Here is a 13,827-nt window from a genome sequence, read left to right on the forward strand (position 1 = left end):
CGTCGAGCTTTCTCAACGAGCGAACGATCGCGCGCCACAGCGTCACCCCGCCTTGTTCCACCGCTCCGCCCGCCGCCGCGTCACCAGCGCGATCCGGTCCGACGCAAGCCCCGCGAGATTGACTAGCCGCCGCTTCTGCACCGCATCGATCACACGCGGCTGCCGGTCGATGCCGCACAGCGCCCCAAGCGCATTCCCCTGAGCATCGCGCAAAGGCGCGCCCGCATAGAACCGGATGCGCGGCTCGCCGGTCACGAGCGGATTCGCGTTGAATCGCACATCGGCGGCGGCATCGTCGACGACGAACACATCGTTCTGCATGATCGTGAAATTGCAGAACGCCCACGGCCGCGGCGTCTCTTGCGCGTTGAGTCCCCACCGCGCCTTGAACCATTGACGATCCGGCGTCAACAGCGTCATCAGGCTGATCGGCACGCGCAATATCTCGGCCGTGAGTTGAACGATCTCGTCGAATTCGGGCTCGTTGACCGTATCGACGAGCCCCGTGCGCGCCACGGCCTGCACGCGCGCCTCCTCGTTCGCGGCAATCGGATAGGACGATGCAGCATCATCGGGCGGCGTAAGTGCGAGGCACCGCATCAGCGCCGCCGTGAACGCAGCGCGGTCGGCGGGCGTCTGCAGCACCGTCACGCGCGACAGCCTTCCGAGATCCGCTTCGAGTTGCGCGCTGCTCATGTCGGTCACGATGAGCATCCGCATATGCCCGAGATCGCGCGACTGGAGCAGACGCCGCGCCATCGACAGACGTTCCCAGTCGCCGCGCATCAGCTCGATTGCAATGACAGCCGGCATCGCGACGCCCGCATCGAGCATCGCGTTGAACGGATCGCTCTGGCCGATGCCGCGCAGGCCCGCCGCAGCCACCGCCTCCAGATAGGCCGGCAACGCCGCATCCGACGCCACCACGAGCGCAATCGCATTCTCGACGCGCGCCGCAGGCTGCCGCCCATTGCCGAGCTGGTCGCGCAGCGCGATGACCGCGCTCGTACGCACGCGACGATGCCCGCCCGGCGTCTTCCACGATTCGATCATCCCCTGCTCGATCCACGTTTGCGCCGTCTTGACCGATACGCCGAGAATGGCCGCCGCGTCGCGGGTCGTCAGGATGGGATCGTCGTTCGATGACATGAGGCTCCTTGCGTTGAGGGCGCAAACGATAGCTGGCTTCGGCTTAAAGCACAATCGCCGAATTTGATAGAAACGGCAATTTTCCGCTTGCGCTGTTCTTCAGTTAAATCTACGCTTAACGCGCTTATCTCGCTGTCTTCTGCGGTCATCGGTCGCAATTACCAACGGTTGTGCGGTGTGTCGGTAATTATGGCTTCCATCGAGCCGAAGAGCAAGACGGCGAAAATTGATAAAAACGGAAAGTCTCGATAATGCAGCGGGTACGCATCTCCCGCACGCCGCGGACCACGGCGCACTACACAACAACACCATGAATCTCAAGACCATGTCGATCAAGGCGAAGCTCGCCTTGTCATTCAGCTTTCTCACGGGCGTCGTGCTGATCGTATCGGCGGTATCGATCAACGCGCTCGGCGATGCGAACCGGCGCTTCACCGGCTATGTCGAAGGCGCCAATGCGCGGGCCGCGATGGCGGAGCAGGTTCGCGCCGCAGTTGACCGGCGCGCAATCGCCGCGCGCAACATGGCGCTCGTGTCGACGCCCGCCGATTTCGCGCTGGAGAAGGCGGCGGAAGCACGCGCGCAGGCGGACGTCACCGCGAACCTCGGCAAGCTGAGCGCGATGATCGCGTCCGCCACGGATACGACCGACGAAGCACGCTCGCTCGTCGCCGAAATCAACCGCGTCGAAGCGCTCTATGCGCCGGTCGCGCAATCCATCGTCGAACTCGCGAGCGAGCACCGGCAGGACGAAGCGGTACGCAAGATCAACGACGAATGCCGCCCGCTGCTGGCCGCGCTGGTCGGCGCCACCGACGCTTACTCGCGCCACACGCATCGGCGCGCCGAAGCGCTCGTGGCCGACGCGCACGAACACTATGCGGTGCAGTTGCAGATTCTCGCGGCCATCTGCCTCGGCGCCGTCGCGGCTGCGGTGCTGGCGGGCGTCGTCATCACGCGCGGACTCACGCGCGCGCTCGGCACCGAGCCGGCCACGCTCAAGGAAATCACGCAGCGCGTTGCTTCGGGCGATCTCAGTCCGGTCGGCATGACGCGCGCGGCGCCCGCAGGCAGCGTGCTCTCGTCGATGGACGCCATGCAGAAGAGCCTCGTCACGCTGATCGGCGAGGTACGCATGGCCGCCGACGGCATCGCGACCGGTTCGATGCAGATCGCCTCCGGCAACGCCGATCTCTCCGCGCGCACGGAAGAGCAGGCGTCGTCGCTGCAGGAAACGGCGGCGAGCATGGAAGAACTGACGTCAACGGTTCGGCAGAATGCCGACAACGCTCAGCAGGCGAGCACGCTGTCGGCGAACGCGTCGCACGTCGCGCAGCAGGGCAACGCAGTGGTGACGCGCGTCGTCGAGACGATGACCGCCATCAGCGAGAGTTCGCTCAGGATCGCGGACATCATCGGGATCATCGAAGGCATCGCATTCCAGACCAACATCCTCGCGCTGAACGCGGCAGTCGAGGCGGCGCGCGCGGGTGAGCAAGGGCGCGGATTCGCCGTCGTGGCATCCGAAGTGCGCTCGCTCGCGCAGCGTTCCTCGCACGCGGCCAAGGAGATCAAGGAGCTGATCGGCGCGTCGGTGGCGAAAGTGGAAGCGGGCTTCGTGCTCGCGCAGGATGCGGGCGCCACCATGAGCGACGTGCTCCGCGCGGTGGCGCGCGTATCCGACATCATGGACGAGATCGCCGCGGCCTCCGGGGAACAGAGCCGCGGCATCGAGCAGGTCAATCAGGCGATTGCGCAGATGGATCGCGTCACGCAGCAGAACGCCGCGCTCGTCGAACAGGCCGCGGCCGCTTCTCAGGCGCTCGACGATCAGGGGCGGCACCTGTCGCGAACCGTCTCGCAGTTTCGCATCGAACACGCTCGTGCATGACCCGCGCGCGGCCCGCGAATCGCAATACTGAGAGGTAGTCGTGCATCACGAGATGAAGACGCCGCCAGGCGTCGCCACCGCGCAGTTCAGATCGTTTGCAGCCAAGATCCCGCCGTTCTACGCATCGCTTGCAGTCACGATGCTGTCGGTCATGTTCGTGTTCGCGCACCGCGCGCCCGCGTGGCTCGCGCTCGGCGTTCCGGGCATTTTTATCGTCCTGCTCGCGTGGCGGGGATGGTGGTGGCTCGATCATCGCCACGACGAACTGACCGATGCGCAAGCGCGCCGGCATCTCGCGCGCGCGACGACCGTGCTCATCGTCTGCGCGCTCGTCGCGATGGGCGTCGACGTGATGCTCTTCAAATACGCCGACGTGCACGCGAAGTACTTCATTCTGATGCAGATCGTCGCTTCGACGATGGCAGGCTTCTTCTGCCTGATGCACCTTCGCGCGGCGGCCGCGCTCGTCGCTTTCGCGATGATGCTGCCGTTCATCGGCTTCATGCTGTGCATGGGCGATATCGGCGCGACGGCATCCGCAGTTGACATCGCGATCACCGTCGGGCTGATGAGCATCGTGATGTTCGGCTACCAGCGCGACTTCGCGAACCTGATTCGTTCGGAAGCCGAAACATCCCAGCTCAGCAGGGAAAATGTGTGGCTCGCGAATCTCGACATGCTCACCGGGCTGCCGAACCGCCGCCAGTTCTTCGAAGAGCTGCAGGCATCCATCGCCAGCGCCACGGTAACGAAACGGTCGGTTGCGGTCGGCATCGTGGATCTCGATGGATTCAAACCCGTCAACGACACGCACGGGCATCGCGTGGGCGATCATGTGCTCGCGGAAATCGCGCGGCGCATCGAGGGGGTATCGAGTCATAGCGCGTTGCTCGCGCGGGTCGGGGGCGACGAGTTCGCTTTCATCGTCACCGATGCCGACGAAGCCGCGCTGCTCGCATCCGCCGAGGTCATCATTCAGACGGTGAGCAGGCCGATCACCGTGGGCAACCTGACGACATCGGTCGGATGCTCGATCGGCTTCGCGGTCTACCCGAACGCGGCCGCGACCGCCGATCTGCTCTACGAACGCGCCGACTATGCGCTGTATCACGCGAAACGTTCGGGTCGATCGCGCTCGGTGATGTTCTCGGTGGAACACGAGCAGTTGCTGAAGGAACAGGGCGCGGTCGAGCAGGCGTTGCGCAGCGCAAATCTTGCCGACGAGTTCTATCCCGTGTTTCAGCCCATCGTCGATGCGCAGTCGAAACGCACGCTCGCGCTCGAAAGTCTCGCGCGCTGGCAAAGTCCCGTGCTCGGCGCGGTGCCGCCCGGCACCTTCATTCCAATTGCGGAGCAGGCGGGCATCATCGCCGAACTCACGCCGATTCTGCTGCAGAAGTCGCTCGCCGCTGCGGAGCTGTGGCCGGAGGACGTGCATCTTTCGTTCAACGTCTCGCCCTACGATATCTCGAGCGAGATCCGCACCCGCAGGCTCATCGAGATCATCAAGGCGAGCCGCGTGCCGCCGCATCGCGTCGCCATCGAACTCACGGAAACGGCGTTGCTGCACAGCTTCGTGCAGACGAACGCGAACATGGCGCTGTTGCAGGCCGTGGGCGTACGCATCTCGCTCGACGACTTCGGCACCGGCTATTCCAGCCTCAGCTATGTGCACGCGTTGCCGTTCAACAAACTCAAGATCGACAAGCGTTTCATCGGCGATATCGAAGCGAATCCGCGAAGCAGGAACATCGTGCGATCGCTGATCACGCTGTGCCATGACCTCGGCGTGACATGCATCATCGAGGGCGTCGAGACGACGGATCAGTTGCGTATCGTGCGCGAACTCGGCGGCGCGGCGATTCAGGGTTACTACTTCGCGAGGCCGATGCCGGCCGCGAACATCGACGCGTACCTGCGCACGAGCGCGAGTTCCTGACGCCACTCTCCGTGCGGCATGCGTATTGCGTGCAGCGCTGTCATGCCGCCCAATCGAGGGGCACAGAAGGAGGCTCAATTGGAAACGATGATCGCACGTGTATTTCAATCCATGGAAGCTGCGGAACAGGCACGCGACGCGCTCGTGCAGTCGGGCGTTGCGACCGATGCAGTCGAGTTGAACTTCCAGGCGGACGAAGCCGGGCCGGTGCGCGGCAACTTTCTGACAGGCGACAGCACCGAGTCCATCGGCTGGAACGAAGAATATGACGCGCGATTCAGGCATCAGGGCGAGGTGTCGCGCTTCATTCTTACCGCGCGGGTGGAAGAGGCGCGCGCGAAAGACGTCGAGTCGATCCTGCAGCAAGCAGGCGGGCGCACGATCGATGCAGTGACAGCGGCGCCGAAGACCGGCGAAGCGTAAGCCGGCACTTCAGAAAACCCATAACCTGTCTTCAGCGCGCGGGAAGTTGCCGTATGGTCGGCGAGGCAGACCGCGCGCCGCCATCATCGAGCCGCCCTGGTCATCAGCCGAGGCCGTGCCACGCATATCTCCCGAATCGCTTTGCACCTGACAATTCCTTCGTTCACGCGGGCGCCATGCATCGTTAAAGTGCAAGCCTCGCAAAAAGAACCGAAGGAACAGCAGAATGAAAACGAGAACCTGGGGTGCAGTGCTTGGCGCACTGCTGATCGTGGCGTCGCATGCGGCACAGGCGGATCGTCTCGACGACATCAGGAAGGCCGGCGTTTTGCGCGTCGCCGCGTTCGACAGCAATCCGCCGTTCGGCTATGTCGATCCGAAAGACAACCATATCGTCGGCCTCGATGTGGACTACGCACGCGCCGTCGCGCAGAGCCTCGGCGTCAAGCTGGAGATTCAGCCGACCAATCCCGCGAACCGTATTGCCTTCCTGAAGTCGGGGAAGGTGGACCTCGTCTTCGCCAACTTCACCATTACCGACGAGCGCAAGAAGGAAGTCGATTTCAGCACGCCGTACTTCGCATCGGGCACGCAGTTCATCGCGAAGAAGGGCGTGTTGAAGTCACCGGAGCAACTGAACAGCCTGCGCATCGGCGCGGACAAGGGAACCACCAACGAGCAACAGGTCCGCGCGCAGTTCCCGAGTGCGACGATCGTCGCGTATGACGACACACCGTTTGCGTTCGCGGCGCTGCGCACGGGCAATGTGCAGGCGATCACGCAAGACGGACCGAAGCTCGTCGCCTTGCTCGCGCGCGTGCCGGACAAGGCGAACTACGAAATCTCCGCTTTCACGATCTCGAACGACTATGAAGGCGTTGGCGTGCCGAAGGGCGAAACGCGGCTGCTCGATGCGGTAAACGGCACGCTCAGGCAGCTCGAAGCCGATGGCAACGCCGCGAAGATCTACGACACGTGGTTCGGCCCGAAGAGCGCCGCACCGCTGCCGCGACTCTTCAAGATCGGCGATCCGCAGAAGAGCTGAAGCCGCGCTGGCTTCGATACGGCCCGGACCGCTTGCGCTGCGAGCGGTCCGGGCTTTGCGTTTTCCTCGTCCAACGATGCTTCCACCGTCACTCATGCATAACTGGCTCGACCCCCGCTACATCGCGTGGCTCGGACAGGGCTTCGCCGTCACGCTGCTGCTGTCCGCCTGCGCCTCTGTTTGCGCGACGCTGCTGGGCTTCGTGATCGCCATCGCCCGCACCGCACGCAATCCGATGATCGCGCGCGCCGCTGCGCTCTATGTCTTCGTGTTCCGCAATTCGCCGCTGCTCGTGCAACTGCTTTTCTGGTACTTCGGCGCAGCGGCCCTGTTGCCCGCCGACTGGATGACATGGCTCAACACGCCGCATGCGGTATCGTTCGGAAGCCTTACGTTGCGATGGCCGAGCTTCGAACTCTTCGCGGGATGGATCGGCCTCACGTGCTACACGACCGCGTTCATCGCGGAAGAATTTCGCGCCGGCATGCGCGGCGTGAGCGTGGCGCAGGAACAGGCGGCCGCTGCGCTCGGCATGGGGCGCTACATGACCCTGCGTCACGTGATTCTGCCGCAGGCGCTCTCCATCGCCACGCCGCCGCTCGCGGGCCAGTACATGAATGCCGTGAAGAATTCCTCGCTCACGATGGCGATCGGCGTCGCGGAACTATCGTATATGTCGCGTCAGGTCGATACCGAATCGTTCAAGACGTTCGAAGCGTTCGGCGCGGCCACGCTGCTTTACGTGCTGACCATCGCGATCATCGAAGTGGCACTCGTGCTCTGGCAACGCACCGGCGTGCGCGCATTGCAGCGAGGCCACGCATGAGCGACTTCGCATGGCTTCCCACGTTGCGCTATCTGCTGCTCGGCGCATTCCCCGCAGGTCCGCTCGGCGGCGTCGCGCTGACGGTGGTGCTGTCGGTGTCGTCGGCGTTGCTCGCGGCCATCGCGGGTCTGGCGGGCGGCGTCGCGCTGGCCATGACGCGCGGCATGGCGCATCTCGCATTGACCGCGATCGTCGCCTTCTTCCGCGCGATTCCGGTGCTGATGCTGATTTTCTGGACCTTCTTCCTGATGCCGATTCTTCTGCACGTGAACGTGCCGGGTCTCGCGACCGTGATATGCGCGCTCGCGCTGATTGGCGGCGCGTATCTGTCGCATTCGGTCCATGCGGGCATCGTATCGGTGGGCGAGGGTCAATGGCAGGCTGCGCTGTCGCTCGGACTCACACGATGGCAGGCGTTGCGCGAAATCGTCCTGCCGCAGGCGGTGCGCGTGATGATGCCGTCGTTCGTGAATCAATGGGTGTCGCTCATCAAGGATACGTCGCTTGCGTACATCGTCGGCGTGCCGGAATTCACGTTCCTCGCCAATCAGCTCAATAACCGGCTCATGGTGTATCCCGCGCAGATATTCCTGCTCGTCGGCGTCGTGTATCTGACGCTGTGCGGCGCGCTGCAATGGACGGCCAATCGCTTTCTCGTCGTCCGCAAGAAGCGAGCGCCGCGCAACGAGTCGCGCGCTGCGGCGACGATCCGGACCCGCGCTTAGTGCCGGCCTTTCCAGGGTACGAGCCGGCGTTCGAGCGCACGCATGCCGAAGTCGAACACCCACGCGATAGCGCCGATCAACACGATGCCCATCACCACCACATCCGTGCGCAAGAAGCTCGATGCGTTGAGGACCATCTGCCCGAGGCCCGCGGTCGCGGCGACCATTTCCGCGGCGACGAGCGTGGTCCAGCCGAAGCCGACGGCGATTCTCAGGCCCGTGAGAATCTCCGGCAAGGCGGCGGGCAGCACGACATGCCACACGACTTGCCGAAAGTTCGCGCCGAGCGACCAGGCCGCATTGACCTGTTCGGCGGTCGCGCTTCGCACGCCGGCTCGCGCGGCCATCGCGATCGGTGCGAAACATGCGAGCCAGATGACGACGATCTTCGCGGTCTCATCGATACCGAACCAGATCACGACGAGCGGCAGATACGCGAGCGGCGGCAGCGGCCGATAGAACTCGAGCGGCGGATCGAGCAAGCCGTGCGCAATGCGGCTCACGCCCATCAGCAGGCCGACCGGCACGGCCGTGACGACCGCGAGCGCGAAGGCGCCGAACACCCGGAACGCGCTCCATAACAGATGTTCGGACAGCGGCAGACCGCCTTGCAGGCGGCCATGCACGGCATCGACGAACGCTTGCCACACGGCTTCCGGCGATGGCAGGAAGAGCGGCGGCAGCCAGTGCAGATGCGTGGCCGTCCACCACAGCGCGGCCATCGCGACGACGCACGCGATGCTCCATGCGGCAGTCGGGCCTGCGCCCGGCATGCCGCGATATCGCGCGGGGCGCTGCCTGGCGGCGACAGTGCGCCCATGCGGCGTGACTGCGCGATGAGACAGCGGCGCGTTCTGAACGGGCTGCGTCACATGGCCTCCGCGACGGGACGATGCAGCCGGCGCGTGAGGCGCTCGCGCCATTCGATGAACGCAGGCGACGACTTCACCGCGCGCGCATCGCGGTTGCGCACGTATTCGCGCGAGAACGGCAGTTCATGCACTTCCTCGATGCGCCCGGGCCCCGGCGTCATCAGCACGAGCCGCGTGGCGAGGAACAACGCTTCCTCGACGCTATGCGTGATGAAGAAGACCGTCTTCGCGGTGCGCGACCAGACATCCAGCACCAGCTCCTGCACGTTCTCGCGCGTGAGGGCGTCGAGCGCGCCCATCGGTTCGTCCATCAACAGGACTTCGGGATCGCTTGCCAGCGCACGCGCGATACCCACGCGCTGCTGCATGCCGCCCGACAACGCGTGGACTTTCGCGCGTTCGTATTGCGCGAGCCCGACGAGCGCGAGCGTGCGCCGCGCAATCTCCTGCCGCTCCGCACGCCTGACGCCGCGAAAGCGCAGGCCGAGCGCGACGTTATCGAGCACGTCGAGCCACGGCATCAGCGCATGTTTCTGAAACACGACGCCACGTTCCGCGCCCGGCCCGACGATGGCTTCGCCGTTGAGCGAGGCGTCGCCTTCGGTCGGCGCGAGGAAGCCTGCGAGGCAGTTGAGCAGCGTGGTCTTGCCGCACCCCGATGCGCCCAGCGCGACGACGAACTCGCCGCTGCCGATGTGCAAGTCGACGCCCGCGAGCGCGGGCGCGCTCGCGCCTTCATAGGTGACGCCGAGATTGCGGATCGAGAGCGATGTCATTTCGCGGCCTGTTGCACGAAGCGCGGATCGACGCCCGTCGAATAATCGGCGAGCACGTTCTGAATCGTGCCTTGCTGCTTGAGGAATTGCGCGGTCGCGGTAAGCGATCTGGCCGCGCCCGATTGCTGCCCGCCGCCGAGCCACGTCGGCGATGCCTGTTCGGCGGCGCTCGGGAACGCATACAGCGCGAGGCTCGCGGGAACGTCGGCGGCGGCCGCGCCGGATTCCTGAGCCACGGCCTGCACCTGTTTCGAGCCGGCGCTCCAGTCGGCTTTGTGATCGCGGTATTGGGCGTCGGTATCGGCGAGCACTTTCACGAGCCCGGCCATGAACGCGGCGTTGTCCTGCGCGAACTTGCGCGACGCGACGAAGCCGTCGAACGTGGCCTTGCCGGTTTCCTTCGCGACATCGCCGGACGTGATCAGCACCTTGCCGTTCTGCTTCACTTTCGCGAGGACAGGGTCCCAGATATAGGTCGCATCGATGTTCCCGCGCTCCCACGCCGCGGCGACTTCGGGCGGACGCAGATTGACGATCTTCACCGACGCGGGATCGACGCCTGCCTGCTGCAACGCGACGAGCGCATGAAAATGCGAGGTCGACACATACGGCAGGCCGAGCGTCTTGCCCTTGAGATCGGCGAGTCTGGTCACGCCCGAGCCGTTGCGCACGACGAGCGCTTCGGCGTCGTTGATGTTGTCGAGAATCCAGAAGAGCGACAGGTTGACGCCTTGCGACAACCCCGCCGCGATCGGGCTCGATCCTGCTTCGCCCAGTTGTATCGATCCCGATGCGAGCGCACGAATGACATCCGCGCCGCTGCCGAGCTTGCGATACGTGACTTTGTAGCCGGTCGCCTTCTCGACCGCACCGCTTGCCTGCGCATAGCGCCACGGGACGACCATGTCCTGATAGCCGATCACGACTTCGCGCGTGTCGGCGCGCGCGGCTGCGGGCGTCGCGATGAGCGTGACGGTGATCGCGAATGAAAGCGCGCCGGCGATGGGCCGTGCGAGAAGGCGAAGCATGGATTTCATGGAGCGGGGCGAAGGTCGTGGACGAGCTTATGAATATAAGCACTTTGTCTGCCGCGGCTTCGAATGATTCGTGCGTAGCAAATCAGAACGCAGGTGCGTTGCTTGTGATGACTTGCGTGGCCGATGGCGCGTGGCCCCGGCGCGATGCGGGGACTATGGCCGTTCGTTCGGCGAACCGATCTTGCATGTGCCGTCGATCGACAACCCCAGCACTTGTTCCGGTGCAACCGGCCGGCTCAACAGGAAGCCTTGCACGAGGTCGCACGCAGACTCGCGCAGCAACTCGAGCTGACCCGTCTGCTCCACGCCTTCGGCGGTGACGCTGACACCGAGCGTGCGCGCCATCTGGATAATCCCGCTCACGATGCTGCGCGTCGCGCGATCGTCCTGCAGCCGCGCGACGAACGACCGATCGATCTTCAGCGTGTCCGGCGAGAAATCCGCGAGATAACGCAGGCTCGAATAGCCGGTGCCGAAATCGTCGATCGCGATACGCACGCCCAGCGCCTTCAACGCGGACAACGTGCGCTGCGCGAGCGCGGGGTTCTCCATCAACGCGCTTTCGGTCAGCTCGACCTGCAGGCTCGACGCCGGCAACGCGTAGCGGCTCAGCGCATCGTTGACGACCTCGACGATCGCCGCATCGCGCAACTGTCGCGACGACACGTTCACGGACACGCCGAGCGAATGCGCGCCCGCGCCTCGCCAGAGCGCGAGCTGGCGCAGCGCTTCGTCCATCACCCATGCGCCGATCTCGTTGATGAAGCCCGTTTCTTCGAGGATCGGAATGAACACGCCCGGCGACACCAGCCCGCGCGTCGGATGCCGCCAGCGAATCAGCGCTTCGACGCTGCGCACTTCGAGCGTGCGCGGCTCGTGTATTGCCTGATAGTGCAGAAGGAACTCGCGTTTCGCGAGCGCGGCGGGCAAGTCGCGCTCCAGCTTGAAATCGACGATGCGCTCGGTCGACTCCTTGTCCGCGAACGAGAAGCCATTGCGGCCGGCCTTCTTCGCGGCATACATGGCGATGTCCGCGCTCGTCAGGAGCGTCTCGTGATCGGCGCCGTTCTCCGGATACACCGAGATGCCGATGGAGGCCGTGACGAACGCATCCGCGCGCGACGGTTCGGCGGATCGCGCGAGCGCGGCCAGAATATTCTTTGCGATGCCGGCCAGGCGTTGCTTGTCCGAAGCATCATCGATCAGGACCGCGAACTCATCGCCGCCGAGGCGGGCGAGAACGGCGTCGCGCGGCAACGCGGCCTGAATCAGTTCGCTCAGTGACTTGAGCAGACGGTCGGCGGCGGTGTGGCCGAGCGTATCGTTGAGCACCTTGAAGCGGTCGAGGTCGATGAACATCAGCGCAAACGCGGCGTTGCGCCGGCAACGCTCCTCGATCTGGAGCACGAGCGCGCCGCGGTTCGCGAGGCCGGTCAGCGAATCCGAGAAAGCCAGGCGGTCGAGTTCCGCGAGGCGTTCCTGTTCGACGGTGATGTCCTCGCTGATGCCGACGACGCGCACGACATTGCCGCTCGCATCGAGCACCGGATTGCCGGTGCTTTGAATCCAGCGGACGCCTCCGGCCGGATGTTGAATGCGGTATCGCGCGCGGCCGCCGGTCTTGAGTTGCGCGATGCGGTGCATCGCCGCCTGAAGCGTCGGCCGGTCCTCCGGCAACACGAGTTCGATCCATCCTTGCGGGCATTCGCGCATCGCTCGTGCGTCGATGCCGAAGACGGACTTGCAGCCCGCACTCACATGATGAAAGTAGCTGAAATCCGCGCTGTAAGAGTAGAAGCAGAGCCCGACATGCGCTTCCATTTCGGACATGAGCAGCTCTTTCGCGCGCAGGTCGGCGGCGAGTTCCGCTTCGTGCGTGATGTCGAGCGATGCGCAAAGGATCGCTCGCGTGCCGCCGCGGCCGTCGTCAATCGGGATCAGGCGCGATTGCCACGTCTTCGGCACGCCGGCCGTCGTCGGACACGATCCCACGAATGCGCTGCGCGAGCCGTTGAGCGCGGCGTCGAACGCGTTGCGGGCGGTATTCGCCTCATCGCCGGACCAGAAGCCGAGCCAGTTCGCGCCGGCGAGTTGTTCGGGCCTGCTCGCCTGCATCAGTTCGGCGCCATATTCGGAGATGCGCAACATGCGGCCGTCGGCGTCGAGCAGCTTCAGGCATTCGCGGTTGGCGTCGAGCAGGGCTTTGGCGAGCGCCGATGTCGCGTTCGCGCGCGCATGGTCACGTCGCGCGTGACGCAGCCCCGCCATGAGCACGAGCATGGCAGCGCCCGCGCCGATGCAGAAGGCCGCTTCCTCCGATACCGATGCCAGCGCGAACCAGGCCAGCGCCCACGCGCCCACGGCTGCGAGAAAAATCTGCGCGACGCTCGCGAGCGGCAGCGCCGCGGCGCTTCTCGTGCGCGTCGAGAGGAAGAACGACAGGAAACCCTGGTTACGGGCGGACGACGGGCTTCGCGGTGTATCGCCGCGAAAAGGGATGGCTGCCGAAGCTCCGGGACGAGTGGTTTGAGACATGTGCAGGCGATACCGACGTGCGGTGGACGAGCAGCCGCTCGGCCCGAAGTGGCCGAGAGAGGCTATAGCTGGTTTACGTCGCGAAGGCGCGATGCTTTAGGGTGATCGCGCGAAGGATCGGCGGCAGCGCCGATCCTTTTCCACACGGGGCCGCTTCACTGCGCCGCGTTCCACGTATGCGCGGTCGTGCGCCACTGTCCGTCGCTGCTCCTGGTCATCACCTTGAGCAGCACGCCCTGGTACTGCGTCTTCTTGCCGTCCTTATCGGCGACGGCGGTCCAGTTGGCGGTCTCGTACATGACGTTGCCGACGCGGCGCGCATGAACCACATCCGTCGTGTGGTGGCCGACGCCTGCCTTGAAATAGCCGTCGAACAGTTTTTCGATATCGGCGCGGCCCTTGACCGTCTTGCCATTTCCCGGCGATACCACCGCGTTCTCGTCATACAGCGAGGCGAGCTTTTTCGCGTCCCCGCTGTTGAACGTCTTGTCCCAGGCCGCGTTGGCCTTTTCCACTGTCGCGTCTTCCGCGGCATGCACGGAATACGGCGCGGCCACGAACAGCGCTGCGCAGGCGCTCAGGCACGCAATCGTCTTCTTCATCGCTTGT

Annotated in this window: 11 protein-coding genes and 1 pseudogene; 6 read left to right on the top strand and 6 right to left on the bottom strand. The window is 64.8% G+C overall.

The genetic code is table 11. From position 1 onward, the window contains the following. Positions 1-42 precede the first annotated feature (42 nt). Positions 43-1,149, bottom strand: coding sequence for a helix-turn-helix domain-containing protein (locus tag P9255_RS00380; RefSeq protein WP_309789016.1), 1,107 nt, complete (start codon positions 1,147-1,149; stop codon positions 43-45). A gap of 310 nt (positions 1,150-1,459) precedes the next feature. Here P9255_RS00380 and P9255_RS00385 point away from each other — a divergent pair. From P9255_RS00385 to P9255_RS00410, 6 genes and pseudogenes are all read left to right on the top strand, one after another. Next, positions 1,460-3,037 (top strand): annotated as a pseudogene (locus P9255_RS00385) (methyl-accepting chemotaxis protein); the annotation flags it as partial. A gap of 55 nt (positions 3,038-3,092) precedes the next feature. Beyond that, positions 3,093-4,979 (top strand): EAL domain-containing protein, encoded by a 1,887-nt coding sequence (locus P9255_RS00390; RefSeq protein WP_309768879.1) that lies wholly within the window; start codon positions 3,093-3,095, stop codon positions 4,977-4,979. Positions 4,980-5,057: 78 nt separating this feature from the next. Further along, complete coding sequence (locus P9255_RS00395; protein ID WP_309768880.1) at positions 5,058-5,402, top strand: hypothetical protein; 345 nt, start codon at positions 5,058-5,060, stop codon at positions 5,400-5,402. Between the two features lie 226 nt (positions 5,403-5,628). Continuing rightward, positions 5,629-6,447 carry an ABC transporter substrate-binding protein gene (locus P9255_RS00400; RefSeq protein WP_309768881.1) on the top strand — a complete coding sequence of 273 codons (819 nt, stop codon included), beginning with the start codon at positions 5,629-5,631 and terminating at the stop codon, positions 6,445-6,447. A gap of 94 nt (positions 6,448-6,541) precedes the next feature. Then, positions 6,542-7,273, top strand: a complete 732-nt coding sequence (locus tag P9255_RS00405; protein ID WP_309768882.1) for an amino acid ABC transporter permease — start codon at positions 6,542-6,544, stop codon at positions 7,271-7,273. Next, positions 7,270-7,998 carry an amino acid ABC transporter permease gene (locus P9255_RS00410; protein ID WP_309768883.1) on the top strand — a complete coding sequence of 243 codons (729 nt, stop codon included), beginning with the start codon at positions 7,270-7,272 and terminating at the stop codon, positions 7,996-7,998. Before P9255_RS00405 ends, P9255_RS00410 begins: the two co-directional genes overlap by 4 nt. Here P9255_RS00410 and P9255_RS00415 read toward each other — a convergent pair. The 5 genes from P9255_RS00415 to P9255_RS00435 all read right to left on the bottom strand — a co-directional run bounded on the left by P9255_RS00415 (position 7,995) and on the right by P9255_RS00435 (position 13,820). After that, positions 7,995-8,921: an ABC transporter permease subunit gene (locus P9255_RS00415; protein ID WP_404980223.1), complete on the bottom strand. Its 927-nt coding sequence runs from the start codon at positions 8,919-8,921 to the stop codon at positions 7,995-7,997. The two genes, P9255_RS00410 and P9255_RS00415, sit on opposite strands and share 4 nt — an antisense overlap. Beyond that, on the bottom strand, positions 8,867-9,646 hold the full coding sequence (locus P9255_RS00420) for an ATP-binding cassette domain-containing protein (protein ID WP_309768884.1): 780 nt from the start codon (positions 9,644-9,646) through the stop codon (positions 8,867-8,869). The genes P9255_RS00415 and P9255_RS00420 overlap by 55 nt, the downstream gene beginning before the upstream one ends. Next, positions 9,643-10,683 (bottom strand): taurine ABC transporter substrate-binding protein, encoded by a 1,041-nt coding sequence (gene tauA, locus P9255_RS00425; protein ID WP_309789017.1) that lies wholly within the window; start codon positions 10,681-10,683, stop codon positions 9,643-9,645. The genes P9255_RS00420 and tauA overlap by 4 nt, the downstream gene beginning before the upstream one ends. Before the next feature lie 153 nt (positions 10,684-10,836). Continuing rightward, positions 10,837-13,218 (bottom strand): EAL domain-containing protein, encoded by a 2,382-nt coding sequence (locus P9255_RS00430; RefSeq protein ID WP_309768886.1) that lies wholly within the window; start codon positions 13,216-13,218, stop codon positions 10,837-10,839. A 155-nt stretch (positions 13,219-13,373) separates the two neighbouring features. Continuing rightward, the gene (locus P9255_RS00435) at positions 13,374-13,820 is read right to left on the bottom strand and encodes an SgcJ/EcaC family oxidoreductase (RefSeq protein ID WP_309768887.1); all 447 of its coding nucleotides are present in this window, start codon (positions 13,818-13,820) and stop codon (positions 13,374-13,376) included. Positions 13,821-13,827: the final 7 nt, after the last annotated feature.

Origin of the sequence: Caballeronia sp. LZ019, assembly GCF_031450825.1 — a bacterium.
Taxonomy (GTDB): domain Bacteria; phylum Pseudomonadota; class Gammaproteobacteria; order Burkholderiales; family Burkholderiaceae; genus Caballeronia.